Here is a 26,241-nt window from a genome sequence, read left to right on the forward strand (position 1 = left end):
GGAGAGACTGTGCCCACTGTGCCCCCGGCCTCGAAGGCCGCTGGAGCGACCGCGGTGGACGTGACCGCGCTCCTGGAGCGCGGCCGGACCCTGGCCACACCGGTACTGCGGGCGGCGATCGACCGCCTGGCGTCTCCCATGGACACCGTTTCCGCCTACCACTTCGGCTGGATCGACGCCCAGGGCAGGCCCACGGCCGGGGACGGCGGCAAGGCCGTGCGCCCCGCCCTCGCCGTGCTCTCCGCCGAGGTGACCGGCGCCGCGCCCGAGGTCGGCATCCCCGGCGCGGTGGCCGTCGAACTGGTCCACAACTTCTCGCTCCTGCACGACGACCTGATGGACGGCGACGAGCAGCGCCGGCACCGCGACACGGTGTGGAAGGTGCACGGCCCCGCCCAGGCCATCCTGGTCGGCGACGCCCTGTTCGCCCTCGCCAACGAGCTGCTCCTGGAGCTCGGCACCGTCGAGGCCGGCCGCGCCACCCGCCGGCTGACCACCGCCACCCGGGCCCTGATCGACGGACAGGCCCAGGACATCTCCTACGAGCACCGCGACCGCGTCAGCGTCGAGGAGTGCCTGGAGATGGAGGGCAACAAGACCGGCGCCCTGCTGGCCTGCGCCAGCTCCATCGGCGCCGTGCTCGGCGGCGCGAACGACCGCACCGCCGACACGCTGGAGAAGTACGGCTACCACCTCGGCCTCGCCTTCCAGGCCGTCGACGACCTCCTCGGCATCTGGGGCGACCCGGTCTCCACCGGCAAGCAGACCTGGAGCGATCTGCGCCAGCGCAAGAAGTCCCTGCCGGTCGTGGCCGCGCTCGCGGCGGGCGGCGCCGCCTCCGAGCAGCTCGGCAAGCTGCTCGCCGCCGACGCCAAGAGCAGCGACTTCGAGAACTTCTCCGAGCAGGAGTTCGCCGCCCGCGCCGCCCTCATCGAGGAGGCCGGCGGCCGCGAGTGGACCGCCCAAGAGGCACGCCGTCAGCACACCATCGCCATCGAAGCCCTGGACGCCGTCGACATGCCCGACCGGGTGCGGGACCAGTTCGCGGCGCTCGCCGACTTCGTCGTCGTACGAAAGAGATGATCACTATCGGTCGAATAGCCCTCGCGTAGTCGCCGGCCGGTGTCGCGGGTACATGCGCACCGGCCGACGGCGGACCCACAGCAGACGCACCATTTGCACACTGCACGAAGGGGAAGCCATGACAGCGACGACCGACGGAAGCACCGGGGCCCTGCAGCCCCGCGCTGCCGCGGCCAGCGAAACCGACAGCACCACCCCCGCGGCGGCGGGGGTTCATGACGCCGCCGAGCGTGCCGTGCGGCGTGCCACCGACTTCCTGCTGTCCCGGCAGGACGCCCAGGGCTGGTGGAAGGGCGACCTGGAGACCAACGTCACCATGGACGCCGAGGACCTGCTGCTCCGTCAGTTCCTGGGGATCCGGGACGAGTCCACCACCCACGCCGCCGGCCTGTTCATCCGCGGCGAGCAGCGCGAGGACGGCACCTGGGCCACCTTCTACGGCGGACCGGGCGACCTCTCCGCCACCATCGAGGCCTACGTCGCCCTCCGCCTGGCCGGCGACACCCCCGACGCACCGCACATGGCGAAGGCGGCGGAGTGGATCAGGGCCCAGGGAGGCATCGCCGCAGCCCGGGTCTTCACCCGGATCTGGCTGGCCCTGTTCGGCTGGTGGAAGTGGGAGGACCTGCCCGAACTCCCGCCCGAGCTCATCTACTTCCCGACCTGGGTGCCGCTCAACATCTACGACTTCGGCTGCTGGGCCCGCCAGACCATCGTCCCGCTGACGATCGTCTCGGCCAAGCGGCCGGTACGGCCCGCACCCTTCCCGCTGGACGAACTGCACACCGACCCGGCGAACCCCAACCCGGCCAAGCCCCTTGCTCCGGCGGCGAGTTGGGACGGCGCATTCCAGCGGCTCGACAAGGCGCTGCACCAACTGCGCAAGGTCGCCCCGCGCAGGCTGCGCCGGGCCGCGATGAACAGCGCCGCCCGCTGGATCATCGAGCGGCAGGAGAACGACGGCTGCTGGGGCGGTATCCAGCCGCCTGCGATGTACTCGATCATCGCTCTGCATCTGCTCGGCTACGACCTCGAACACCCCGTGATCCGCGAGGGTTTGGCCTCGCTGGACCGTTTCGCCGTCTGGCGCGAGGACGGGGCCCGCATGATCGAGGCCTGCCAGTCCCCGGTGTGGGACACCTGCCTCGCCACCATCGCGCTCGCCGACGCCGGGGTGCCCGCCGACCATCCTCAACTGGTCAAGGCGGCCGACTGGATGCTCGGCGAGGAGATCGTCCGGCCCGGCGACTGGGCCGTGAAGCGGCCGGGGCTGCCGCCGGGCGGCTGGGCGTTCGAGTTCCACAACGACAACTACCCCGACATCGACGACACCGCCGAGGTGGTCCTGGCGCTGCGCCGGGTCAGGCACCACGACCCGGAGCGCGTGGAGAAGGCGATCGGGCGCGGGGTGCGCTGGAACCTCGGGATGCAGTCGAAGAACGGCGCTTGGGGCGCCTTCGACGTCGACAACACCAGTCCCTTCCCCAACCGGCTGCCGTTCTGCGACTTCGGTGAGGTCATCGACCCGCCGTCGGCCGATGTCACCGCGCACGTCGTCGAGATGCTCGCGGTCGAGGGCCTCGCCCACGACCCGCGCACCCGGCGGGGCATCCAGTGGCTGCTGGCCGAACAGGAGCCGGACGGCTCGTGGTTCGGACGCTGGGGCGTCAACTACGTCTACGGCACCGGGTCCGTCGTACCCGCCCTCACCGCCGCCGGAATCCCCGCCTCGCACCCGGCGATCCGCCGGGCCGTGGTCTGGCTGGAGTCCGTCCAGAACGACGACGGCGGCTGGGGCGAGGACCTGCGGTCGTACAAGGACGTCAAGGGCTTCAGCGGCCGGGGCGCCTCCACCGCCTCGCAGACCGCGTGGGCCCTGATGGCGCTGCTCGCCGCGGGGGAGAAGGACTCCAAGGCCGTGGAGCGCGGCGTCGAGTGGCTCGCGGCCACCCAGCGCGCGGACGGCTCCTGGGACGAGCCGTACTTCACCGGCACCGGGTTCCCCTGGGACTTCTCCATCAACTACCACCTCTACCGGCAGGTGTTCCCGCTCACCGCGCTCGGCCGGTACGTGCACGGCGAGCCCTTCGCCGGATCCCAGGGGGGCTGATGAGCACACAGCCCGCTCCGGCGCCGCTGCTGATCGCCTGCGCGCTCGGCATCGAGCACTTCGCCCTGCGCACCGGCGGTCACAGCGAGGCCGGCGGGCCGGTCACCGTCCTGCGGACCGGTATGGGACCCAAGGCGGCCGAGCGGTCCGTCACCCGGGTCCTGGCCGACCCGGCGCTCGCCGGGGCCGCCGTGCTCGCCACCGGCTTCTGCGCGGGGCTCGCCCCCGGGATGCACCCCGGTGACCTGGTCGTCGCCGAGGAGACCCGTGATCCGCGCGGGACCACCGAGTGCGTCGCGACCGAGCTGCTCGTCAAGGAACTCACCCGCGCAGTACCGGGGCGCACCGTCCACACCGGACCGCTCACCGGCTCTGATCATGTGGTCCGTGGTCAGGAACGGTCCGATCTGCTCTCGACCGGCGCAATCGCGGTCGACATGGAGTCGGCGGCGACGCTCCTGAGCGCCGTGCGCGCGGGTGAGCGCCCCGTTGCGGCCGTACGGGTGGTCGTGGACGCTCCAGAACATGAACTCGTCCGGATCGGCACGGTGCGCGGGGGAATATCAGCGTTCCGTGTCCTTAGGTCGGTCCTTCCCGCTTTCTTCGAATGGCACCGTTCTTTGCTGCTCCCCAGGAGGTGAGCCAGATGGCCATGCCGCTGCGTCAGTCCATCAAGGTCGCTACTTACTTGGTCGAACAAAAGCTCCGCAAGCGCGACAAGTTCCCGCTGATCGTCGAGCTGGAACCGCTGTTCGCGTGCAACCTCAAGTGCGAGGGTTGCGGCAAGATCCAGCATCCGGCGGGGGTGCTCAAGCAGCGCATGCCGGTCGCACAGGCCGTGGGAGCGGTGCTCGAATCCGGCGCGCCGATGGTGTCCATCGCCGGCGGTGAGCCCCTGATGCACCCTCAGATCGACGAGATCGTGCGACAGTTGGTGGCAAGGCGGAAATACGTCTTCCTGTGCACCAATGCCATGCTGCTGCGCAAGAAGATGGACAAGTTCAAGCCCTCGCCCTACTTCGCCTTCGCCGTGCACATCGACGGCCTGCGCGAGCGCCACGACGAGTCGGTGGCGAAGGAAGGCGTGTTCGACGAGGCCGTAGAGGCCATCAAGGAAGCCAAGAAGTGCGGCTTCCGGGTGACCACCAACTCGACCTTCTTCAACACCGACACCCCGCAGACCATCATCGAGGTCCTCAACTTCCTCAACGACGACCTGAAGGTCGACGAGATGATGATCTCCCCCGCCTACGCCTACGAGAAGGCGCCCGACCAGGAGCACTTCCTCGGTGTCGAGCAGACCCGCGAGCTGTTCAAGAAGGCCTTCGCGGGCGGCAACCGGCGCAAGTGGCGGCTCAACCACTCCCCGCTCTTCCTGGACTTCCTGGAGGGCAAGGTCGACTTCCCGTGCACCGCGTGGGCGATCCCGAACTACTCCCTCTTCGGCTGGCAGCGCCCCTGCTACCTGATGAGCGACGGGTATGTGCCGACGTACCGCGAACTCATCGAGGAGACCGACTGGGACAAGTACGGCCGCGGCAAGGACCCGCGCTGCGCCAACTGCATGGCGCACTGCGGCTACGAGCCCACCGCTGTCCTCGCCACCATGGGCTCCCTCAAGGAGTCGCTGCGCGCCATGCGCGAGACGGTCAACGGAAACCGGGAGTGACGTCATGACCGCCATCTCCTTGGGCGTCCCCGAGGTACCGGTCCGGCCGATCGCCGAGCGGCGCGTGTCGCGGCGGATCCAGGTCGGGCCGGTGGCGGTCGGGGGCGGGGCCCCGGTGTCGGTGCAGTCGATGACGACGACCCGTACGTCCGACATCGGTGCCACCTTGCAGCAGATCGCCGAACTCACCGCGTCCGGCTGCCAGATCGTCCGCGTCGCCTGCCCCACGCAGGACGACGCGGACGCCCTGGCGACCATCGCGCGCAAGTCGCAGATCCCGGTGATCGCGGACATCCACTTCCAGCCCAAGTACGTCTTCGCCGCGATCGAGGCCGGCTGTGCCGCCGTACGCGTCAATCCCGGCAACATCAAGCAGTTCGACGACAAGGTGAAGGAGATCGCGCGGGCCGCGTCCGATCACGGCACGCCTATCCGGATCGGGGTCAACGCGGGGTCGCTGGACCGGAGGCTGCTGCAGAAGTACGGCAAGGCGACGCCGGAGGCGCTGGTCGAGAGCGCGCTGTGGGAGGCGTCGCTCTTCGAGGAGCACGGGTTCCGGGACATCAAGATCTCGGTGAAGCACAACGATCCCGTGGTCATGGTCAGCGCGTACCAGCAGTTGGCCGAACAGTGCGACTATCCGCTGCACTTGGGCGTCACCGAGGCCGGTCCGGCCTTCCAGGGGACGATCAAGTCGGCGGTGGCCTTCGGGGCGCTGCTGTCGCGGGGCATCGGCGACACGATCCGCGTCTCGCTGAGCGCCCCGCCCGCCGAGGAGGTCAAGGTCGGCATCCAGATCCTGGAGTCGCTGGGGCTCAGGCAGCGGCGGCTGGAGATCGTCTCGTGCCCGTCCTGCGGGCGCGCCCAGGTCGACGTCTACAAGCTCGCCGACGAGGTCACGGCCGGCCTGGAGGGCATGGAAGTGCCCCTGCGGGTGGCCGTCATGGGGTGTGTGGTCAACGGTCCCGGCGAGGCCCGGGAGGCGGACCTCGGGGTCGCCTCCGGCAACGGCAAGGGGCAGATCTTCGTGAAGGGCGAGGTCATCAAGACCGTGCCCGAGTCGAAGATCGTGGAGACCCTCATCGAGGAGGCGATGAAGATCGCCGAGCAGATGGAGCAGGACGGCGTCGAGTCGGGGGAGCCGGCCGTCACCGTGAGTTGAGCAGCACGGACCGAAGGGGGCCCGACGTGACGATTCTGGAGAACATCCGGGGACCACGCGATCTGAAGGCGCTGTCCGAGGCGGAACTCGGGGAACTGTCCGACGAGATCAGGGAGTTCCTGGTGCACGCGGTCGCGAGGACCGGCGGTCATCTCGGGCCCAATCTGGGGGTGGTGGAACTCTCCATCGCGCTCCACCGGGTCTTCGAGTCGCCGGTCGACCGGATCGTGTGGGACACCGGCCATCAGAGCTACGTACACAAGTTGTTGACGGGGCGTCAGGACTTCTCCAAGCTGCGTGGCAAGGGCGGCCTGTCCGGCTACCCCTCGCGCGAGGAGTCCGAGCACGACATCGTCGAGAACAGCCATGCCTCCACGGCGCTCGGCTGGGCCGACGGGCTCGCCAAGGCCCGCCAGGTGCAGGGCGAGAAGGGACATGTCGTCGCGGTGATCGGTGACGGCGCGCTCACCGGCGGCATGGCCTGGGAGGCGCTGAACAACATCGCCGCCGCCAAGGACCGGCCGCTGATCATCGTCGTCAACGACAACGAGCGCTCCTACGCGCCGACCATCGGGGGGCTCGCCAACCACCTCGCCACCCTGCGCACCACCGACGGCTACGAGAAGGTGCTGGCCTGGGGCAAGGACGTCCTGCTGCGCACACCTGTGGTCGGCCACACCGTCTACGAGGCCCTGCACGGCGCCAAGAAGGGTTTCAAGGACGCCTTCGCCCCGCAGGGCCTGTTCGAGGACCTGGGCCTGAAGTACGTCGGACCCATCGACGGACACGACATCGGCGCCGTCGAGTCCGCGCTGCGCCGCGCGAAACGCTTCCACGGGCCCGTCCTGGTCCACTGCCTCACCGAGAAGGGCCGCGGCTACGAACCCGCCCTCGCCCACGAGGAGGACCACTTCCACACCGTCGGCGTGATGGACCCGCTCACCTGTGAGCCGCTCGCGCCGTCCAACGGGCCTTCCTGGACCTCGGTGTTCGGCGACGAGATCGTGCGGATCGGGGAGGAGCGCGAGGACGTCGTCGCGATCACGGCGGCCATGCTGCACCCGGTGGGTCTTGGCAAGTTCGCTCAGAGGTTCCCGGACCGGGTCTGGGATGTCGGCATCGCCGAGCAGCATGCCGCGGTGTCCGCCGCGGGGCTCGCCACCGGCGGTGTCCATCCCGTCGTCGCCGTCTACGCCACCTTCCTCAACCGGGCCTTCGACCAGCTCCTGATGGACGTCGCCCTGCACAACTGCGGGGTCACCTTCGTTCTGGACCGGGCCGGTGTCACCGGCGTCGACGGCGCCTCCCACAACGGCATGTGGGACCTGTCGATCCTCCAGGTCGTCCCCGGCCTCAGGATTGCCGCGCCGCGCGACGCCGACCAACTGCGGGCGCAGCTACGGGAAGCGGTCGCCGTGGACGACGCGCCGACGCTCATCCGGTTCCCGAAGGAGTCCGTCGGCCCGGCGGTTCCGGCGGTGGACCGGATCGGCGGACTGGATGTGCTGCACCTTGGGGAACGGCCCGAGGTCCTCCTGGTCGCGGTCGGCGTCATGGCTCCCGTCTGCCTCCAGGCGGCCGAGCTGCTGGAGGCGCGGGGCGTCAACTGCACGGTCGTAGACCCGCGTTGGGTCAAGCCCGTCGACCCCGCGCTGCCCGGACTCGCCGCCGGACACCGGCTGGTGGCCGTCGTCGAGGACAACAGCCGGGCCGCCGGGGTGGGCGCCGCCGTGGCGCTGGCCCTCGGTGACGCCGATGTCGACGTCCCGGTACGGCGGTTCGGGATCCCCGAGCAGTTCCTCGCCCACGCCAAACGCGGCGAGGTGCTGGCCGACATCGGGCTCACGCCCGTCGAGGTCGCCGGACGGATCAGCGCGAGCCTGGCCGTCCAGGAGCCAGTCAAGGAGACAGCGGAATGACCACGGAGTTCGACCTCGGCGCGCTACTGGCCGAGCGCGGAGCCGAGCGCTACGAGCTGCACGGCAAGTATCTGAACCACCAGCTCCCGCGCATGCTGCACACCATCGGCTTCGACAAGGTCTACGAGCGGGCCGAGGGCGCCCACTTCTGGGACGCGGACGGCAACGACTACCTGGACATGCTCGCCGGGTTCGGGGTGATGGGCCTGGGCCGCCACCACCCCGTCGTCCGCAAGGCGCTGCACGACGTCCTCGACGCCCAGCTCGCCGACCTCACCCGCTTCGACTGCCAGCCCCTGCCCGGGCTGCTCGCCGAGAAGCTCCTCGCGCACAGCCCGCACCTGGACCGGGCGTTCTTCGGCAACAGCGGAACGGAGGCGGTAGAGACCGCGCTGAAGTTCGCCCGCCGGGCGACGGGCAAGCCGCGGATCCTCTACTGCGACCACGCCTTCCACGGGCTGACCACCGGCTCCCTGTCCGTCAACGGCGAGGACGGCTTCCGGGACGGCTTCGCCCCGCTGCTGCCCGACACGGCCCTACCCCTCGGTGATCTCGACGCCCTGGCACGGGAGTTGAAGAAGGGCGACGTCGCCGCCCTGATCGTCGAGCCGATCCAGGGCAAGGGCGTGCACGAGGCCCCGCCCGGCTATCTGCGGGCCGCCCAGGAACTGCTGCACAAGCACAAGGCGCTGCTCATCGCCGACGAGGTGCAGACCGGGCTCGGCCGGACCGGGGACTTCTACGCCTACCAGCACGATGACGGCGTGGAGCCGGACCTGGTGTGCGTGGCCAAGGCGCTTTCCGGCGGCTATGTGCCGGTCGGCGCCACTCTGGGCAAGGACTGGATCTTCAAGAAGGTCTACTCGTCGATGGACCGGGTGCTGGTGCACTCGGCGAGCTTCGGGTCCAACGCGCAGGCCATGGCGGCCGGGCTCGCCGTGCTGGCGGTCATGGAGAACGAGCAGATCGTCGCGAACGCCCGCGCCACCGGCGAGCTGCTGAAGTCCCGGCTCGCCGCACTGGTCGACAAGTACGAGCTGCTCGCCGACGTACGCGGCCGGGGCCTGATGATCGGCATCGAGTTCGGCAGGCCCTCCTCGCTGAAACTGCGCAGCCGGTGGGCCATGCTCCAGGCGGCCCGCAAGGGTCTGTTCGCGCAGATGGTCGTCGTACCCCTGCTTCAGAGGCACCGGATCCTCACCCAGGTCTCGGGCGACCATCTGGAGGTGATCAAGCTGATTCCGCCGCTGATCGTCGGGGAGCGGGAGGTGGAGCGGTTCGTCGAGGCCTTCACCGAGGTGATGGACGACGCGCACAGCGGGGGCGGGCTGATGTGGGACTTCGGGAAGACGCTGGTGAAGCAGGCCGTCGCCAACCGATAGCGCCTTGCCTCTGGCCGTATTGCCTCTGAGGCAAGAAATTTGCCGCAGAGGCAAACCTTCGGCTGAATGGAGAGCATGAGCTCTCCCGAGACCGGGCCGGTCGACGACCTGCCCCTGGTGGCGCCGCAGCTCCGTGCCCTGCGACGCCGGGCCGCCCTCACCCTGGAGGCCGCGGCCCGCTCCGCCGGTCTGTCGCCGGCCGCGCCTGACGGAGCGGAAACCAGTCGTATCGCTCCGTGACGCACCTGATACGCTCGGTGGCCCATTGGGGGTGACAGCCAAGTCCCCAATGATCCGAGTGAGTCCCGTACTTGCTCCGGCGGCCGGAAGGGTCGTCGTCGGACAGGATGACCTGTCAAACTCCCCGGAGTGATCCAGGGGAGAATCTCCCGGCTCAGTCGGGAGAGAACTTCAAGGTACGACCGTCTCGGAGCCGATGAGACAGTTGCCGACGGGGACGCGGCGCGCAGGCGCTGCCCGTCCGCGTCCCGTCCGGCACCGGGCGACAGCGCCCACTTCGACTCGCTCACCCCGCACCGCATCGCCGCCCTCGACGCGGACGGGGTCGAGCTCCTGTTCGTCCACACCCTGCTGCAGAGCCCCACGGCCGCACTGTGCCTGGGCCCGACCCCTGGAGAGCTGCCATGAGCGACATGGAGGAGAAGTTCCCGCGCGCCCTGTGGGTTCGGCTGATCATCTACCTGGCGGTGGGACACGCCTTCGCCGCGTTCATCTACCTGCTGTTCGAGCTCGGCGCCAAGCAGTAGCCGCTGGGCTCAGTCGAGCAGCCGGTCCCGCAGCCGCTCGCGGATCTCGGGGGTGAGCCCCAGCGCCTGCTCCAGGTAGGTGTCGACGTTGCCCCAGGTCGCCTCGATGGTGTCGAAGGCCGCCGTGAGGTACTCGGCGCGCGCGTCGAACAGAGGGCTGAGCAGCTCCATGACCTCGGGGGTGTAGGTGTTGTTGCGCTGCACCTTGTAGCGACGGTGCTTGGCGTTCGACTCCAGGTAGTCGGCGAGGATCGCCTCGCGCTCGACGCCCAGGGCGAGCAGCGTCACCGCGATGGACAGGCCGGCCCGGTCCTTGCCGGCCGCGCAGTGCATCAGGGCCGGGACGCTGTCCTCGGCGAGGGAGTGCAGCACCTGGGAGTGCTCGGCGGTGCGCTCCTTGACGATCGTGCGATATGACTCGATCATCCGGTTCGCGGCTTTGCCGTCGTCCAGGATCTCCCGCAGCTGCTCGATCTCGCCGTCGCGGACCATCTTCCAGAACTCGGCGCCGTCCGCGGGGTCGGTCAGCGGGAGGTTCACATTCCGGACACCCGGCAGCTCGACGTCGGGGCCCTCCAGCTTCTGGTCCGCTGCGTTGCGGAAGTCGAAGATCGTGTGCAGGCCGAGGGAGTCGAGGAACGCCGCGTCCTGTTCGGTCGCGTGCGCGAGGTGGCCGCTGCGGAACAGCACTCCGTGCCGCACCCGCCGTCCGTCCGTGGTCGGCAGCCCGCCCACATCACGGAAGTTGCGCACTGCGGCCAGCTCGGGCTCGGTCGACGGGACCTGCTGCGTCACTTGGGCTCCTCCCACCGGATCCCGCCGACTCGGCTCGCCGACGGGCACGCCTCGACGATACGACATGAGTACTGGCCGGCCATTGAATGAGGCAAAACGGGCGAACAACGTTGAAACCCTGCTGATTCATCGCGGGTTTACTGGTCGACCTTGATGTGACACTTCGCCGCCTGCGTCGCTTCTGAGTGTTCTGTCCGAATTGCAGCCTTCATTCCAACTCGCTCTGGAATAAAGGAGTGTGGAGCATCGTCACGTGAGCAGCGTCATATTCGTGACCGAGCGTCGCCCGTCATGTTCACGTAATTCAGGCGGTTTTCAAGGGCATTTGCCGGAACCGGGCATGCCTTAATGCACAGAAAGTGACTGGGAATTCTCACAAGGGATCAAGAGGTATGCCTTCGGGTGGAACCTTCTGCTTGTCCCTTTGCGTCTTGGTCGCTTACGTTCGCCACCAATCCGAGCGGACGCCGAATCCTGCCACTGCTCGGAATCCGCACACACTCACCCGTACATGGCAGGAGCGGGGGACCCACAGGCACCACCGCCTGGTCCGGTCTCCGGAACAGGCTTGGGGTCAAGTCGCGCCCAGCGCGCGGCCGGACATCTCCAGTCCGAACCCGACAGCTCACCTCGTAGGCGCCGGAGAGGAATTCGCCATGCCCGCGAAGGGTAAGCACCGCCGTCCCAAGACCTTGCGCTTCACCCGCTCGATCGCCGTCGCCGGAACCGGTGGCGCCGCGCTCGCCCTCCCGTTCCTGGGAGCCACCGGCGCCCACGCGGCCCCGTCGCAGTCCGTTTCGGAAAAGGCCGTTCAGTCGGTCCAGTCGGCTCAGACCGCGGACAAGAAGGCGGCCGAGAAGAAGGCCACCAAGAAGAAGGCAGTCGCGAAGACGTACACGGTGCGGTCGGGGGACTACCTTTCGAAGATCGCGAACGAGCAGAACGTCAGCGGTGGCTGGGAGAAGCTCTACCAGGACAACCGTGAGGCCGTCGGCGACGACCCGGCGCTGATCCACCCCGGCCTGAAGTTGTCGATCGGCAAGAAGGCCGCGACGACGGACACCGCCGAGAAGCCGGCTGCCAAGTCCTCCGCGAAGTCCTCTTCGAACTCCGCCAAGTCATCGGAGGCTTCGCAGTCCGCCGAGTCCAAGGCGACCACCACCACGCAGGCCGCCCAGTCCTCCGCCAGTGGCTTCACCGCTCCGGTCTCCGGCTCCGGCGTCGGCACCGCTTACAAGGTCGCGGGCAGCATGTGGTCCAGCGGCTACCACACCGGCGTCGACTTCGTCGTCCCGAGCGGTACCTCCCTGAAGGCCGTGGGCGCGGGCACCGTCGTCTCGGCCGGCTGGGCGGGCGCGTACGGCAACCAGGTCGTCATCCAGCTCGCCGACGGCCACTATGCGCAGTACGCCCACCTGTCCTCGCTGTCCGTCTCCAGCGGTCAGTCGGTGACGGCGGGCCAGCAGGTCGGTCTCTCCGGTTCGACCGGCAACTCGACCGGCCCGCACCTGCACTTCGAGATCCGCACCACGCCGGACTACGGCTCGGACGTCGACCCGGTCGCCTACCTCAGCTCCAAGGGCGTCTCCGTCGGCTGACGGACGTATCGCTGAAGAACCACCTGCCTGACACGCCTCCGAAGGCCGGACCCCCGATCCCCGGGTCCGGCCTTCGGTGTTGTCCGGCCCTCCGAGGGGTAAGCGCTTTCTGTCGCTGATCACCCGAAGGAGCCGTGTCCCATGACGACCACACGTAGAGCATTCGGTGCCCTGGCCGCCGGAGCCGCCCTGGCGGCCCTCGCCCCGGCGGCCGCGAGCGCGTCGCCCCGCCACCGCCGCCTCCTCGCCCGCGACGACTTCCACCATGGCCTCCGTCAATGGGCCGTGGAACTGGAGAAGGGCGGCAGTGTCACCGCCGCCCGCGGCACCCTGGAGGTCGACGTGCCCGCGGGGGCGACGATCTGGTTCCGGGAGCGGTTCGAAGGCCCGTACGTCCTGGAGTACACCGCCACACCCGTCTCCGAGGGCGGGGTCAACGACCGGGTCTCCGACCTCAACAACTTCTGGAACGCCGTCGACGTCCGTTCCCCCGACGACCTCTTCGCCACACCGAGGGGCGGGGCGCTGGCCGAGTACGACTACCTCAAGACGTACTACTCCGGCTACGGCGCCAACTACAACACCACGACGCGGCTGCGCCGGTACGTCGGCGAGGCCGGGGTGCGTCCGCTGCTCTACGACTACACCGAGCCGCTGCTGGTGCCGAACGAGCCGAACCGGGTCCGGATCGTCTCCGACGGCCCGACCGTCCAGTGGTGGAACAACGGGCGGCTCGTCTTCGACTACACCGACCCCGAGCCGTACACGGGCGGGCACTTCGCCTTCCGTACCACCTGGAGTCATTTCCGGATCACTGACTTCCGGGTGCGGCGATTGACTCCGTCTGGCGATTGACGCCTCAACAGCCCTGATCCGAGGTCTATTCCGGAATTGGTGAAGGCTTTAGGAGTGGCTTATCTCACCGCCCGTCAACCCCTGCCTACGGTCGCGTAGGTCACATTCGAAGGTGAATCATGAGCCGATGTGGCAGACGATTCGAAGAGTGACAACAGAGCAGTGATCGGGTCGTACGTGGCGGTGGGGGACAGCTTCACCGAGGGCGTCGGTGACCCCGGCCCGGACGGGGCGTTCGTCGGCTGGGCCGACCGGTTCGCGGTGCTGCTCGCGGACCGCCGGCCCGAGGGCGACTTCAGTTATACGAACCTGGCTGTACGCGGCAAGCTGCTGGACCAGATCGTGGCGGACCAACTGCCGAGGGCCCTTGAACTCGCCCCGGACCTGGTCTCGTTCTGCGCCGGCGGCAACGACATCATCCGGCCCGGCACCGATCCCGACGAAGTCGCCGAGCGCTTCGAGCGGGCCATCGCCCGGCTCACCGAGTCCGTCGGCACCGTCATGGTGACGACCGGCTTCGACACCCGTGGTGTGCCGGTGCTGAAGCATCTGCGCGGCAAGATCGCCACGTACAACCTCCATGTGCGGGCCATTGCCGACCGGTACGGCTGCCCGGTGCTCGACCTGTGGTCCCTCAAGACCGTGCAGGACCGGCGCGCCTGGGACGACGACCGGCTGCATCTCTCTCCCGAGGGGCACACGCGCGTGGCGCTGCGCGCGGGCCAGGTCCTCGGCATGGAGGTGCCGGCCGACCCGGACCAGCCATGGCCACCGCTGCCGCCGCGCGGCACGTTGGAGGTTCGGCGGGACGATGTGCACTGGGCGCGCGAGTATCTGGTGCCGTGGATCGGGCGGCGGCTGCGTGGGGAGTCGTCGGGGGACCATGTGACGGCCAAGGGCAGCTTGTCGCCGGACGACATCAAGATGCGGATCGAGTCGGCGGTGTGAGGGTGCGTGGAGCGTGGGTGTGGCTCTGTCGGTAAAGGCGGCGGCCTGAGGTTCCCCGCTGCCGCGTCCGGCGTGCTCGACCAGTGAGGTGACCGCGGGGGAGTGGTGCACGCGTGCGTGCGGGGCCCGGTGCTGGGATGGGCGCGAACCGTCCCCGACGTCCGGAAGGTCGGCACCGTATGTCCGCACCGCTGCCCCGCACCACCGCCACGCTCGCCGTCGCCCTCCTCGCCCTCGGCCTGCCGGTCCTCGCCGCCGCTCCGGCGACCGCGCTGACCGCATCCGCCGCCCCGGTCGTACGCAACGCGCCGGCACCGTCGACCGTCACCGTGACCGGTGTCGGCTCCGCGACCGCCGCCCCCGATCTGGCGCTCGTCAGCGTCGGCGTGGAGGCCGTCGGCAAGACCGCGCAGGCCGCGCAGGTCGCCCAGAGCAAGGCCGCGAACGCCCTGCTGGCCGCGGTGCGTGAGCGCGGCGTGGCCGAGCAGGATGTCCGTACCGAGGGGCTGTCCCTCACGCCCGTGTACAAGTACCAGGACGGCAACTCCACGCTGACCGGGTATCAGGCCGCGCAGAACTTCACGCTCAAGGTCCGCACGGTCGCCCGGACGGGCGAGATCCTCCAGTCCGTCACGGACGCCACGGGCGACGCGGGCCGTATCCACGGGGTCGTCTTCGATGTCGCCGACCGCACCGAACTACGGGCACGCGCGCGTGAGGCCGCGCACAAGGACGCGCATGCGAAAGCACTCCAGTACGCCCGGCTGAGCGGACGGCACCTGGGCCGACTGATCTCGCTCACCGAGGGCGCGTCCGGTGGCCCTTCCCCGGTCCCGGCTCCCGCGGACGTCGCGGGCGGCGGGGCGGGCGTGCCGATCGCGCCGGGTGAGATCCAGGACGACGTCAGGGTTACGGCCGTGTACGAACTGGTCTGATCCTCGGGCGGCGGCTCAGCGGGCCGACGCGGTCAACGCCCCGCGCTGCACTCCCAGTTCGCGCGCCAGTGCCTCGTCGGCCCACTCCTGGGCACGCGCGTGTGACAGTGCGCCCGGGTAGGACGTCAGCTGGACGGCGAGGCCGTCGAGCAGCGCCGTCAGGCGCAGGGCGGCGCCCTGAGGGTCGGGGCAGTGGAACTCGCCCGCGGCAACCCCTTCGGCGATGACCTCGGCGATGGCCGCCTTCCACTCCGTGTCGAGGGCCTGGGTGACCTCGCGCAGCGCGGGTTCGCGCAGCGCCGCCGCCCAGCCCTCGATCCACAGCCGCCAGCCCTTGGCCTGGCCGGTGGGCGCGTACCAGCGCACGGCGGTGCGCAGTCGGCGCAGCGCGGTCGTGCGGCGGCCGAGCAGCTTGCGCAGATGGGCGAGGTCGTCCTCGGCGGCGTGGGCGAAGGCGGCTGCGACCAGCTTCTCCTTGGTGGAGAAGTGGTAGAGCACCAGGGCGTTGCTCACGCCGAGCGCCGAGGCCACGTCGGCGATCCTGACCGCCGCTACGCCCCGCGCCTCGATCTGCTCGATGGCGGCCCGCAGCAACTCCTCACGCCGCTCCGCCACACTCAACCGCACCCTCGCCACGCGGCTCACCCTACCGTCGGGGGTGGAGTCGCCTTGGGGGGCACGGGGTCAGCGGCCACCGGTCGGCGGGTGACAGCCAGCGCTCGGGCGAGCGCGTCCCGGGTTCGCGCCGATCGGCGGGACGGGTTCATCGGTGGCGGCCGGGCGGCTCAACTCCCGTCCTTCGGGCAGGCCCTTCCTGGTCTCGCGCCGATCGGCGGGACGGGTTCATCGGTGGCGGCCGGGCGGCTCAACCTCGGCCCTCTGGCCAGCCTTCCCGGGTTCGCGCCGATCGGTGGCACGCGCTCACCTGTGGCGGCGGGGCGGCTCAACTCCATGCTCGGGCCAGCCCCTCCCCGGTTCGCGCCGACCGGCAGCACGCGCTCACCGGTATCGCCCGTACCGCTCCGCGATCACCGGCAGCTGGTCCGCGGCGATGGCGTGGGCTGCCGCGCGTGGGGTCGTTCCGTCGGTTTCCGCGCGGGTCAGCATGCGGTCGGTCAGGGCCCGCATCGAGTGGCGCGTGTGGGTGAAGGCCTCGGTCGGGTCGGGGCCGATGTCGCCGAAGAGGGTCCACCACCACCAGGCGTTCGTCCCGGAGTTGACGACGACGTCGGGCAGCACGGTGATGCCCCGCGCGGCCAGCAGTGCCTCGGCCTCGGGAAGTACCGGCATGTTGGCCGCCTCGACGATCCAGCGGGCGGTGATCCGCTCCTGGTTCACGGTGTCGACGGCGTAGGACACGGCCGCCGGCACCAGCACCTCCGCGTCCACCGACAGCCAGGCGTCGCCCGGCAGTTCACGGTCCCCGGGGCGCAGCGCGGCGCGGTCCACGGTGCCGTACGCGTCCCGCGCGGCGAGCAGGCTCTCGATGTCCAGGCCCGCCGGGTTGGCGACGGTGCCCTTGAGGTCGGCCACGGCCACCACCGTCAGCCCCGCGCGCGTGAGGAACCGTGCCGTGGCCCCGCCCATGGTGCCGAGCCCCTGCACGGCCACGCGCGTGCCCGCGTACGGCATCCCGGCCCGGTCCAGGGCCGTGAGCACGGACTCCGCCACCCCGCAGCCGCCGACCAGTTCGTCGAGCCCGATGCCGTCCACCTCCACGGCGAAGGCGTCGGCCAGCCGCCGCCGGGCGGCGGCCTCGTCGTCGAGCAGGGGATACACGGCCTGGATCGACGACACCAGGCCCGCCTCGGTCGCCGCCCGGTCCACCAGGTCCTGGCTGAGCCCGAGGTCCTCACCGGTGGCCCAGAAGCTCGCGATGTACGGCCGTACGGCCCGCAGATAGCGCACGAGCAAGTCGTACGCCGCCGGATCCCGCGGATCGCAGTCGATGCCGCCCTTGGCGCCGCCGAGGGGGATGTAGCGGCCGTCCGGGTCGTAGTGCAGCGCTTCCTTCATGGACATGCCGCGGGCGAGCCCCGTGACCTCGTCGAGAGTGCAGCCCTCGCGCATCCGCAGACCGCCGCTGCACACCCCGCGCACCAGCCCGTCGATCACGAGAAAGCCCTGGCGGCCGGTGACGTCATCGGCCCAGGTGAGCGACAGGAAGGGGGTGGTCATGGGGACTCCTTACTGAATCGCGAGTCAGTATCTTGAACGGGCTCCCGCACTGTCAATGTGCTGAACCGATCTTCAGCAAGGAGCGGGCGGCGGTCGTTGTCGGAGGGGCCGACCATAATGGGATGCCTCGACGACTCCACATGGAGGTACCGTGACCGGTTTCCGTTCCCTGAGCTCCGTGCTCCGCGCGCTGGAGCCGGCGGCCTTCGGCGCGGAGCCGACCGGCGAGCGCATGGCGCGCATCCGTAGATCGCCCCATTTCAAGGACGGCGTCTTCCAGAACCCCGGAGGGGTCGCCCGGACCCGGCCCTCCGGCTCGATGCTGGAGTTCGCGAAGGTCTTCTTCGCCAAGGACGAGCGACCGCGCAGATCCCCCCGGGGCACCGTCCCCGTGCACGCCACCACGCTTGCCGACCTCGCGCATCCGCCCGCCACCGGATTGCGGATCACCTGGATGGGGCACTCCAGCGTGCTCGCGGAGATCGACGGGCACCGAGTGCTCTTCGACCCCGTGTGGGGCGAGCGCTGCTCCCCGTTCTCCTTCGCCGGGCCCAAGCGACTGCACCCGGTGCCGCTGCCGCTGGCCGCGCTCGGCCCGGTGGACGTCGTCGTGATCTCGCACGACCACTACGACCACCTGGACCTGCCCTCGATCAAGGCGCTGGCCGGCACGGACACCGTGTTCGCGGTGCCGCTCGGCGTCGGCGCCCACCTGGAGCACTGGGGCGTCTCCGCCGACCGGCTGCGCGAGCTGGACTGGCACGAGTCGACCAAGATCGGCGGGCTCACCCTCACCGCCACCCCGGCCCGGCACTTCTGCGGCCGCGGCCTGCGCAACACCCAGCACACGCTGTGGGCCTCCTGGTCCGTCGCCGGATCCGAGCACCGGATCTACCACAGCGGCGACACCGGATACTTCGAGGGCTTCAAGGGCATCGGCGCCGAGTACGGCCCGTTCGACACGACGATGATCCAGCTCGGCGCGTACAGCGACTTCTGGCCGGACATCCATATGACGCCCGAGGAGGCCATGCGCGCCCACCTCGACCTGCAGGGCGGCAAGCCGCACGGCGTGCTGCTGCCGATCCACTGGGCCACCTTCAACCTCGCCACGCACGCGTGGGCGGAGCCGGGGGAGTGGACCCGGGACGCCGCCGACGAGGTCGGCCAGGCGGCCGCCTTCCCCCGGCCCGGCGAGCCGTTCGAGCCCGCCGGACTGCTGCCCGTCCAGCCCTGGTGGCGAGCCGCCTCCGCACCCATTCCCCACCCCTGGCGCGGCCCGGAGCCGGTGGCGACGCCCGAGGAGAGCCCCAGGAGCGACCTGGATCTGGCGGGCGACCGCTGAAGCGGGGCACAGCGGCGCCGACACGGCGGGTGACGGTCGGGCCAGAACCCCCGAGAGTGTGAAAACGGCATTGGCGGGTTGACCGCAGTCGGAGAAAAGACGAACGGCGAGGGCCGGGGCGCGAGTGGCGCCCCGGCCCTCGCCGTTCGTCCGCGACCGCTTCCGACCAGGTGTGATCGATGCCGTGTCGTTCGGGAGCGAAGTCTGCTGTCAGCTGTCGATCTCCCGTACGAGCCCTCATACCAGAGCCGGACGGTCCGCGTGCGAGTTTGTCAACTGCCCACCGCACATGATGCGTTGCCGACTACTGTCAGTGTCCGTCGGGCGACGCAGGGCCGATTTTTTCGGCGCTCTCGACCGACACCGCGATGGCGCACGCCCGACGCGCAGACCGAGCCGGGCGTCGTGTGAAACAGGCCGCCCCCCGCCCACGCTCCGGCCCGGCGGCACGCCCGACGGACAGTACGAGGACCCCCGATGTCTCACCTCCGCGCACCGGCCGCACGCGCAGACCGCCGTGAAGGCGGGCGGCACGGTCGGCCGGTCGCCCGCCCCACCTCCGCGCTGCCCGAGACGCACATACGGCCGCAGCTCCTGCGACTCGCCGTGCTGCCCCCGGTCGCGGTCGCCCTCGCCGCCTGCGCCGCCGTGCTGTTCACCATCCGCACCACCGGCGCGCGCCCCAGCCTCACCCTGTGGGGCATGCTCGCCGGCGCCGTCGCGGTGGCCTTCACGGCCATCGTGATCGCCGCCGTGGTCGCCGACCGCACCGCCGGATCCGTGAGCGAGCGCATCGGCGCCCTGCGCCGCAGCAGCGCCTGCGGGGAGGCCGACCTGCGGGCCCTCGTCGAATCGCTGCGCCGAGGTGACGGCCCGCCCCGGCGCAAACCCCGCAGCGGCCCGCCCGAGGACGCCGACGACTTCGAGCTGCTCGCCGCCGACCTGGCCCGCGCCCACGACGGGGCCGTCACCGCCGTCGTCCAGGCCGCCCAGCTGTCCAGCCAGGCCGGCAGCGAACAGAAGCTGGAAGTCTTCGTCAACCTCGCGCGGCGCCTGCAATCGCTGGTGCACCGCGAGATCTCGATCCTCGACGAGCTGGAGAACGAGATCGAGGACCCCGACCTGCTCAAGGGCCTCTTCCACGTCGACCACCTCGCCACCCGGATCCGCCGCCACGCGGAGAACCTCGCCGTCCTCGGCGGCGCCGTCTCGCGCCGTCAGTGGAGCAACCCGGTCTCCATGACCGAGGTGCTGCGCTCGGCCATCGCCGAGGTCGAGCAGTACTCCCGGGTCAAGCTCGTACCGCCCATCGACGGCACCCTGCGCGGACACGCCGTCGCCGACGTCATCCACCTGCTCGCCGAACTCGTCGAGAACGCCACCGTGTTCTCCGCCCCGCACACCCAAGTCCTGCTCCGGGCCAACCTCGTCACCTCCGGGCTCGCCGTCGAGGTCGAGGACCGCGGACTCGGCATGCCCGTCGGAGAACAGGAGCGGATGAACGCCCTGCTCGCCGACCCCGACCAGGTCAATGTCGCCAGCCTGCTGGCGGACGGCCGCATCGGACTGTTCGTGGTCTCCCAACTCGCCCGGCGGCACGGCATCAACGTCCGGCTGCAGACCAACATCTACGGCGGAGTGCAGGCCGTCCTCGTCGTACCGCAGGGGCTGCTGGGCACCGTGCCGGGCCCCGCGGCGGCCGGCGGCGCCGGGACGGCCGTAGCGCAGCAGCCGCCGCAGGCGCAGTCGGCCGCGCGGCCTCCCGCACAGGCGGCACCGCAGCGGCCCGCGCAGAACGGCAGACCAGTACCGCTGCCCGTGCGCGGAGCCCATGAGGAGCGGCGCAATATCGCGGAGGCCGTGCCCGGCATCCGGCCCGAGGACCGGACGACCGTCGCGGAGCACACCCTCGCGCCGCCCGTCCCGCGCTCCAGTGCCGTGCGCGGCACCATGGGCAAGCCCCAGCTGCCCCGGCGCCGCGCCCAGGAACACATCGCGCCCCAACTGCGCGACGGCCCCGCCCCGCGCCAGGAACCCGAGCACCTCGCCGGACACGACCCCGGACTGATGGCCGCCTTCCAACGCGGCATCGGCCTCGCCGAGGCCCAGCAGCACCTGGAGTCGGAGCACCTGGACCAGCTGGGCTCCGACGCCCTCACCGCGGACTTCATGGAGGCGGACGTGACCACGGTGCGCATAACCGAGGCGCGCCCCGCGCATCTGTCCCGCCCCGAGCACACCAACCGGCACGACGGGAGCGCATCAGCCGGATGACCACGCATGCACCCACCCCCACGCCCAGCGCTCCCGCAGACCTTCGTACCTCAAGGAGTCGATCCCCCATGGCGAGCGAAGCGCCAACCGGCCATGCATCCGATCTCGACTGGCTGATGAGCGGCCTCGTGCAGCGCGTACCGCACACGAGCAGTGCGGTGCTCCTCTCCTGCGACGGGCTGGTGAAGTCGGTTCACGGCCTCGACCCGGACAGCGCCGACCACATGGCGGCGCTGGCCTCCGGCCTCTACTCCCTCGGCCGCAGCGCCGGGGTCCGCTTCGGTGACGGCGGAGACGTCCGCCAGGTCGTCGTCGAACTCGACTCGACCCTGCTCTTCGTGACCACCGCCGGATCGGGCACCTGCCTCGCCGTGCTGGCCGGACGCGAGGCCGACGCCGCGGTGCTCGGCTACGAGATGGCGATGCTGGTCAAGAGCGTCCGCCCCTATCTGGTGACCGCGCCCCGGCAGCACACCGTCGAACCGTCGGCGTCGAGGCCTTGAGCGTGGCCGCGGCCGGCGACGGGCCCTGGCTCGACGACGCGGCCGGACGGCTGGTGCGCCCCTTCACGGTCAGCAACGGCCGGACCCGGCCCACCGTCGCCCTCGACCTGATCTCCCAGGTGATGGCCACCGGGGCGACCCCCCTCGGCTATCTGGGCCCCGAACACACGGAGGCGCTCCAACTGTGCCGCGCCCCCGTCTCGGTCGCCGAGGTCGCGGCCCACCTGAAGCTGCCGGCGGCGGTGACCAAGGTGCTGCTGTCGGACCTCGTCGACTGCGGGGCGCTCACCACCAAGCCCCCCGAGTTCCACCACAACCCCACTGACCGGGCCCTTCTGGAGGCAGTGCTCGATGGACTACGACGACAGCTCTGACTACGACGGCGGCGCCGACCCGTTCCCCACCGCGCTGAAGATCTTGGTGGCGGGAGGATTCGGGGTCGGCAAGACGACCTTCGTCGGCGCCGTCAGCGAAATCGCACCGCTCAGCACCGAGGAACTGCTCACCACGGTCAGTGCCGCGACCGACAATCTCGACGGCATCGAGAACAAGGTCGAGACCACGGTCGCCATGGACTTCGGCCGTATCACCCTCGACCCCCAACATGTGCTGTACCTGTTCGGTACGCCAGGACAGGAGCGGTTCTGGTTCATGTGGGACGAGCTCTGCGAGGGCGCGCTCGGCGCGGTCATCCTCGCCGACACCCGGCGCCTGGAGGACTGCTTCGCCGCCGTCGACTTCTTCGAACAGCGGGGCCTCGGCTTCATCCTCGCGATCAACGAGTTCGACGGCTCCTACCGCTACGACCCCGAGGAGGTCCGCGCCGCCATCGACCTCGACCCCGGAATCCCCGTCGTGCGCTGCGACGCCCGGATCTCCAGCTCGGGCGTCCAGACCCTGCTGACCCTGGTCAAGCACCTCATCGCGCACACCCCGGCCCCCGCGACCGGGTACGGCGCCCATATGTGATCCCCGCACACCCAACGGAGCCCGCCTATGCCATACGCCCACATCGACGGAGTGCGCCGATGAGCTACGACCCGCCCCGCACGGCCGGTCGACTGCTGCTCACGCCCGAGGACAAGGAGGCACCAGCCCGAGCGGACCGGCTGCGCCGACTCGGTCTCGGGGAGCGGACGGAACCCGTCCTCGACGCCTACGCCGACGGTCTCGCCGAGGTGACCGGAGCGCCGTACGCCATGGTCAACTTCATTGACGAGAACCGGCAGTTCTTCGCGGGCCTGCACCTTCCGGCGGCAAGTCTGTTCGTGAAGGGCGACGGCACCAGTCCGCAAGTCGGCCGCACCCTTCCGCGCGACCATGGGTTCTGCCCCCATGTGGTGGTCCGGCGCAAGGCGCTCGTCCTGGAGGACGTCTGCGACTATCCGCGGTTCGCGGGCAATCCGGTCGTCGACGAGTTCGGCATCCGCTCCTATCTGGGCGCACCACTGATCGACGCTACGGGGATGGTGCTCGGCACCGTGTGCGTCGTCGATGTGGAGCCGCGGCCGTGGGGGAGGCCGGGCCTGGAGACCATCAAGGCGTCGGCCGCGGATCTGGTCGCCCGGCTGGAGCGGCGGGCGGCGGACGGGCTGCCGTTGCCCTGACGGCAGATCTAGAACCCTCGCCACACATTGTCGAACGCCGCGTTCTCGATCAACCGCCGCTGCCGTACCGCCTCCAGTTCCATCACCGCGTCGCCGACGGCGGCCAGTACGGTCGTGACGGTGTCGTCGGTGAGGTTCTCGGGGGTCTCGGCCGGCTGCTCCTCGATGCCCGCGGCTGCGACAAGCGCGGTCAGGACGGGCTCGCCGGACGCCCGGCGCGCCTCGGCGCTGCTGCGCGCCGGCGACTCGACCGGCACCGTCTTTCCGGTCCGCAACGGGAAACGGGGGCCGCGTCGACGGGTGGTCAGCCCGATCTTCTCCAGATCGTCGACGTAGGCCGAGGAGAGCTCGCTGCCCCGGCGCCACAGCCAGTCCTCGATCGTCTCGAAGGGCTCCTGCCGGACCAGCGACGCCGCGGCCTCGTCCAGCAGGCGGTCACCCGTCGCCGACTGCGTACCCGGTACGAGGCGGTCGTCGTCCAGTGTGAGCGCCCCGGCCTCGACCAGGTCCAGCACCTCGGCTCCCGCGAGCGCGAGCGAGAGGTCGCCCTGCTCCAGGGAGCGGCCGGGCGGCACGTCCAGGGCGACGATCGCGAGGTCCCGTGCGGTGTTCATGAGCGGCTCCAGGTCGGTCGGCCGGGGCGGTGTCCCCCGTTGATTGTTGCTGGTGTCGCGGGGGCGTGTGCGGTCTTACGGCAGGACGCCCGGCCCCGGCGTGAAGGAGAGCTGCGGCGCCGCTTAAGAAATCCTCGATGGACCGGGGGTGGCGTCGTAGGGCAGATTGCTGAGCGATTCCACCCCTCTCCCCGGATACGGGCGCTTCGGCATGCCCGGGCCCGGGGTCGCACCCACAGGAGCCGTACGCGTGAAGGCGCTGGTCAAGGAGAAGGCGGAGCCCGGGCTCTGGCTCGCGGACGTCCCCGAGCCCGCCGTCGGACCCGGCGACGTACTCATCAAGGTGCTGCGCACCGGCATCTGCGGCACCGATCTGCACATCCGGAACTGGGACGGCTGGGCGCAGCAGGCCATCCGCACCCCGCTCGTGCTCGGCCACGAGTTCGTCGGCGAGGTCGTCGAGACCGGCCGCGACGTCACCGACATCAGGCCCGGCGACCGGGTCAGCGGTGAGGGCCATCTGGTGTGCGGCAAGTGCCGCAACTGCCAGGCCGGACGCCGGCATTTGTGCCGGGCGACGGTGGGACTCGGGGTCGGCCGCGACGGCGCGTTCGCCGAGTACGTCGCCCTGCCCGCCGCCAATGTCTGGGTGCACCGGGTCCCCGTCGACCTCGATGTCGCCGCGATCTTCGACCCGTTCGGCAACGCCGTGCACACCGCGCTGTCCTTCCCGCTGGTCGGCGAGGACGTCCTGATCACCGGCGCGGGCCCGATCGGTCTGATGGCCGCCGCGGTCGCCCGGCACGCGGGTGCCCGCAACGTCGTGATCACCGACGTCAGCGAGGAGCGCCTCGACCTCGCCCGCAAGATAGGCGTGAGCCTGGCGCTGAATGTGTCGGAGACTCAGATCGCTGATGGGCAGCGGGAGTTGGGGCTGCGCGAGGGCTTCGACATCGGCCTGGAGATGTCCGGCCGCCCCGAGGCCATGCGCGACATGATCGCCAACATGACGCACGGCGGCCGGATCGCCATGCTCGGCCTGCCCGCCCAGGAGTTCGCGGTCGACTGGGCCCGCATCGTCACCTCGATGATCACCATCAAGGGCATCTACGGCCGCGAGATGTTCGAGACCTGGTACGCGATGTCGGTCCTCCTGGAGGGCGGCCTCGACCTCACCCCCGTGATCACCGGCCGGTACGGCTACCGCGACTACGAGGCGGCCTTCGCCGACGCGGCGAGCGGCCGCGGCGGCAAGGTCATCCTCGACTGGAACGCGTAACTCTTAGGAGCTTCTTCGATGTTCGACTCCGTGCGCGACGATCTGCGCGCCACCCTCGACGAGATCCGTGCCGCCGGGCTGCACAAGCCCGAGCGGGTCATCGGCACCCCGCAGTCCGCGACCGTCAACGTCACCGCGGGCGGCCGTCCCGGCGAGGTCCTCAACTTCTGCGCCAACAACTACCTCGGCCTCGCCGACCACCCCGAGGTGATCGCAGCCGCCCACGAGGCGCTGGACCGCTGGGGCTACGGCATGGCCTCCGTGCGCTTCATCTGCGGTACGCAGGAGGTGCACAAGGAGTTGGAGGCGCGGCTTTCCGCCTTCCTCGGCCAGGAGGACACGATCCTGTACTCCTCCTGCTTCGACGCCAACGGCGGTGTCTTCGAGACCCTGCTCGGCCCCGAGGACGCGGTGATCTCCGACGCCCTCAACCACGCCTCGATCATCGACGGCATCCGGCTGTCCAAGGCCCGCCGTTTCCGCTACGCCAACCGCGACATGGCCGACCTGGAGCGGCAGTTGAAGGAAGCGTCCGGTGCGGGCAGGAAGCTCATCGTCACCGACGGCGTCTTCTCCATGGACGGCTATGTGGCGCCCCTTGCCGAGATCTGCGACCTCGCCGACCGCTACGGCGCCATGGTCATGGTCGACGACTCGCACGCGGTCGGTTTCGTCGGCCCCGGCGGCCGCGGCACCCCCGAGCTGCACGGTGTGATGGACCGCGTCGACATCATCACCGGCACCCTCGGCAAGGCGCTCGGCGGAGCCTCCGGCGGCTATGTCGCGGCCCGCGCGGAGATCGTCGCCCTGCTCCGGCAGCGGTCCCGTCCCTACCTCTTCTCCAACACCCTCGCCCCGGTGATCGCCGCGGCCTCGCTGAAGGTGCTCGACCTGCTGGAGTCGGCGGACGACCTGCGTATCCGGCTGAACGAGAACACCGCGCTGTTCCGCCGCCGGATGACCGATGAGGGCTTCGACATCCTCCCCGGCGACCACGCCATCGCACCCGTGATGATCGGCGACGCCTCACAGGCCGGCCGGATGGCGGAGCTGCTGCTGGAGCGCGGTGTGTACGTGATCGGCTTCTCCTACCCGGTGGTGCCGCAGGGCCAGGCCCGCATCCGGGTGCAGCTGTCCGCCGCGCACTCCACCGAGGACGTGAACCGGGCCGTGGACGCCTTCGTCGCCGCACGGGCGGAGCTGGCCGGCTGACCTGAG

Annotated in this window: 24 protein-coding genes, 1 pseudogene and 1 riboswitch; of the genes and pseudogenes, 21 read left to right on the forward strand and 4 right to left on the reverse strand. The window is 70.3% G+C overall.

Going from position 1 to position 26,241, the window contains the following annotated elements:
- Positions 1-9: 9 nt before the first annotated feature.
- From OHT76_RS36440 to OHT76_RS36480, 9 genes and pseudogenes are all read left to right on the forward strand, one after another.
- Positions 10-1,083, forward strand: coding sequence for a polyprenyl synthetase family protein (locus OHT76_RS36440; protein WP_328875129.1), 1,074 nt, complete (start codon positions 10-12; stop codon positions 1,081-1,083).
- Positions 1,084-1,201: 118 nt separating this feature from the next.
- Positions 1,202-3,193, forward strand: a complete 1,992-nt coding sequence (shc, locus tag OHT76_RS36445) for a squalene--hopene cyclase (protein WP_328875130.1) — start codon at positions 1,202-1,204, stop codon at positions 3,191-3,193.
- Positions 3,193-3,834: a phosphorylase family protein gene (locus tag OHT76_RS36450; RefSeq protein ID WP_328875131.1), complete on the forward strand. Its 642-nt coding sequence runs from the start codon at positions 3,193-3,195 to the stop codon at positions 3,832-3,834. Before shc ends, OHT76_RS36450 begins: the two co-directional genes overlap by 1 nt.
- 5 nt (positions 3,835-3,839) lie before the next feature.
- The gene (gene hpnH / locus OHT76_RS36455) at positions 3,840-4,862 is read left to right on the forward strand and encodes an adenosyl-hopene transferase HpnH (protein WP_328875132.1); all 1,023 of its coding nucleotides are present in this window, start codon (positions 3,840-3,842) and stop codon (positions 4,860-4,862) included.
- Positions 4,863-4,866: 4 nt separating this feature from the next.
- Positions 4,867-6,024, forward strand: coding sequence for a flavodoxin-dependent (E)-4-hydroxy-3-methylbut-2-enyl-diphosphate synthase (gene ispG, locus OHT76_RS36460; RefSeq protein WP_328875133.1), 1,158 nt, complete (start codon positions 4,867-4,869; stop codon positions 6,022-6,024).
- Positions 6,025-6,050: 26 nt separating this feature from the next.
- On the forward strand, positions 6,051-7,943 hold the full coding sequence (gene dxs / locus OHT76_RS36465; RefSeq protein ID WP_328875134.1) for a 1-deoxy-D-xylulose-5-phosphate synthase: 1,893 nt from the start codon (positions 6,051-6,053) through the stop codon (positions 7,941-7,943).
- Positions 7,940-9,325 (forward strand): aspartate aminotransferase family protein, encoded by a 1,386-nt coding sequence (locus OHT76_RS36470; RefSeq protein WP_328875135.1) that lies wholly within the window; start codon positions 7,940-7,942, stop codon positions 9,323-9,325. Before dxs ends, OHT76_RS36470 begins: the two co-directional genes overlap by 4 nt.
- A gap of 75 nt (positions 9,326-9,400) precedes the next feature.
- Positions 9,401-9,973 (forward strand): annotated as a pseudogene (locus tag OHT76_RS36475) (XRE family transcriptional regulator).
- The gene (locus tag OHT76_RS36480; RefSeq protein ID WP_328875136.1) at positions 9,970-10,092 is read left to right on the forward strand and encodes a DUF6126 family protein; all 123 of its coding nucleotides are present in this window, start codon (positions 9,970-9,972) and stop codon (positions 10,090-10,092) included. Before OHT76_RS36475 ends, OHT76_RS36480 begins: the two are co-directional and overlap by 4 nt.
- Positions 10,093-10,101: 9 nt before the next feature.
- Here OHT76_RS36480 and OHT76_RS36485 read toward each other — a convergent pair whose 3' ends face one another.
- Positions 10,102-10,887, reverse strand: a complete 786-nt coding sequence (locus OHT76_RS36485; RefSeq protein WP_328875137.1) for a tyrosine-protein phosphatase — start codon at positions 10,885-10,887, stop codon at positions 10,102-10,104.
- 488 nt (positions 10,888-11,375) lie between these two features.
- A riboswitch (cyclic di-AMP (ydaO/yuaA leader) is annotated at positions 11,376-11,539 on the forward strand.
- A gap of 4 nt (positions 11,540-11,543) precedes the next feature.
- On the opposite strand from OHT76_RS36485, the gene OHT76_RS36490 reads away from it, so the two are divergent.
- The 4 genes from OHT76_RS36490 to OHT76_RS36505 all read left to right on the forward strand — a co-directional run bounded on the left by OHT76_RS36490 (position 11,544) and on the right by OHT76_RS36505 (position 15,223).
- Positions 11,544-12,485: a LysM peptidoglycan-binding domain-containing M23 family metallopeptidase gene (locus tag OHT76_RS36490; protein WP_328875138.1), complete on the forward strand. Its 942-nt coding sequence runs from the start codon at positions 11,544-11,546 to the stop codon at positions 12,483-12,485.
- A gap of 141 nt (positions 12,486-12,626) precedes the next feature.
- On the forward strand, positions 12,627-13,340 hold the full coding sequence (locus OHT76_RS36495; protein WP_328875139.1) for a DUF6250 domain-containing protein: 714 nt from the start codon (positions 12,627-12,629) through the stop codon (positions 13,338-13,340).
- Between the two features lie 162 nt (positions 13,341-13,502).
- Positions 13,503-14,288: an SGNH/GDSL hydrolase family protein gene (locus OHT76_RS36500; RefSeq protein ID WP_328876713.1), complete on the forward strand. Its 786-nt coding sequence runs from the start codon at positions 13,503-13,505 to the stop codon at positions 14,286-14,288.
- A gap of 179 nt (positions 14,289-14,467) precedes the next feature.
- Positions 14,468-15,223: an SIMPL domain-containing protein gene (locus OHT76_RS36505; RefSeq protein WP_328875140.1), complete on the forward strand. Its 756-nt coding sequence runs from the start codon at positions 14,468-14,470 to the stop codon at positions 15,221-15,223.
- Positions 15,224-15,238: 15 nt separating this feature from the next.
- On the opposite strand, the gene OHT76_RS36510 is transcribed toward OHT76_RS36505, so the two are convergent.
- Positions 15,239-15,859 carry a TetR/AcrR family transcriptional regulator gene (locus OHT76_RS36510; protein ID WP_328875141.1) on the reverse strand — a complete coding sequence of 207 codons (621 nt, stop codon included), beginning with the start codon at positions 15,857-15,859 and terminating at the stop codon, positions 15,239-15,241.
- 363 nt (positions 15,860-16,222) lie between these two features.
- Positions 16,223-17,401 carry a Glu/Leu/Phe/Val dehydrogenase dimerization domain-containing protein gene (locus OHT76_RS36515; protein ID WP_328875142.1) on the reverse strand — a complete coding sequence of 393 codons (1,179 nt, stop codon included), beginning with the start codon at positions 17,399-17,401 and terminating at the stop codon, positions 16,223-16,225.
- A 151-nt stretch (positions 17,402-17,552) separates the two neighbouring features.
- On the opposite strand from OHT76_RS36515, the gene OHT76_RS36520 reads away from it, so the two are divergent.
- From OHT76_RS36520 to OHT76_RS36545, 6 genes are all read left to right on the forward strand, one after another.
- The gene (locus OHT76_RS36520) at positions 17,553-18,746 is read left to right on the forward strand and encodes an MBL fold metallo-hydrolase (protein WP_328875143.1); all 1,194 of its coding nucleotides are present in this window, start codon (positions 17,553-17,555) and stop codon (positions 18,744-18,746) included.
- 477 nt (positions 18,747-19,223) lie between these two features.
- The gene (locus OHT76_RS36525; protein ID WP_328875144.1) at positions 19,224-21,020 is read left to right on the forward strand and encodes a sensor histidine kinase; all 1,797 of its coding nucleotides are present in this window, start codon (positions 19,224-19,226) and stop codon (positions 21,018-21,020) included.
- 68 nt (positions 21,021-21,088) lie between these two features.
- Positions 21,089-21,523 (forward strand): roadblock/LC7 domain-containing protein, encoded by a 435-nt coding sequence (locus tag OHT76_RS36530; RefSeq protein ID WP_328875145.1) that lies wholly within the window; start codon positions 21,089-21,091, stop codon positions 21,521-21,523.
- A gap of 2 nt (positions 21,524-21,525) precedes the next feature.
- A complete protein-coding gene (locus OHT76_RS36535; protein WP_328875146.1) occupies positions 21,526-21,897 on the forward strand; it encodes a DUF742 domain-containing protein in 372 nt (123 codons plus the stop codon).
- The gene (locus OHT76_RS36540; protein ID WP_328875147.1) at positions 21,875-22,492 is read left to right on the forward strand and encodes a GTP-binding protein; all 618 of its coding nucleotides are present in this window, start codon (positions 21,875-21,877) and stop codon (positions 22,490-22,492) included. Before OHT76_RS36535 ends, OHT76_RS36540 begins: the two co-directional genes overlap by 23 nt.
- Positions 22,493-22,551: 59 nt before the next feature.
- On the forward strand, positions 22,552-23,130 hold the full coding sequence (locus tag OHT76_RS36545; RefSeq protein ID WP_328875148.1) for a GAF domain-containing protein: 579 nt from the start codon (positions 22,552-22,554) through the stop codon (positions 23,128-23,130).
- Positions 23,131-23,138: 8 nt separating this feature from the next.
- Here the strand turns inward: OHT76_RS36545 and OHT76_RS36550 are convergent, their stop codons facing one another.
- Positions 23,139-23,744: a GOLPH3/VPS74 family protein gene (locus OHT76_RS36550; protein WP_328875149.1), complete on the reverse strand. Its 606-nt coding sequence runs from the start codon at positions 23,742-23,744 to the stop codon at positions 23,139-23,141.
- A gap of 250 nt (positions 23,745-23,994) precedes the next feature.
- Here OHT76_RS36550 and tdh point away from each other — a divergent pair, with 250 nt between their 5' ends.
- Together tdh and OHT76_RS36560 are read left to right on the forward strand one after the other, a co-directional pair.
- Positions 23,995-25,023 carry an L-threonine 3-dehydrogenase gene (gene tdh, locus OHT76_RS36555; protein WP_328875150.1) on the forward strand — a complete coding sequence of 343 codons (1,029 nt, stop codon included), beginning with the start codon at positions 23,995-23,997 and terminating at the stop codon, positions 25,021-25,023.
- Between the two features lie 18 nt (positions 25,024-25,041).
- Positions 25,042-26,235 carry a glycine C-acetyltransferase gene (locus tag OHT76_RS36560; RefSeq protein ID WP_328875151.1) on the forward strand — a complete coding sequence of 398 codons (1,194 nt, stop codon included), beginning with the start codon at positions 25,042-25,044 and terminating at the stop codon, positions 26,233-26,235.
- Positions 26,236-26,241: the final 6 nt, after the last annotated feature.

Source organism: Streptomyces sp. NBC_00287 (assembly GCF_036173105.1).
Classification (GTDB): domain Bacteria; phylum Actinomycetota; class Actinomycetes; order Streptomycetales; family Streptomycetaceae; genus Streptomyces.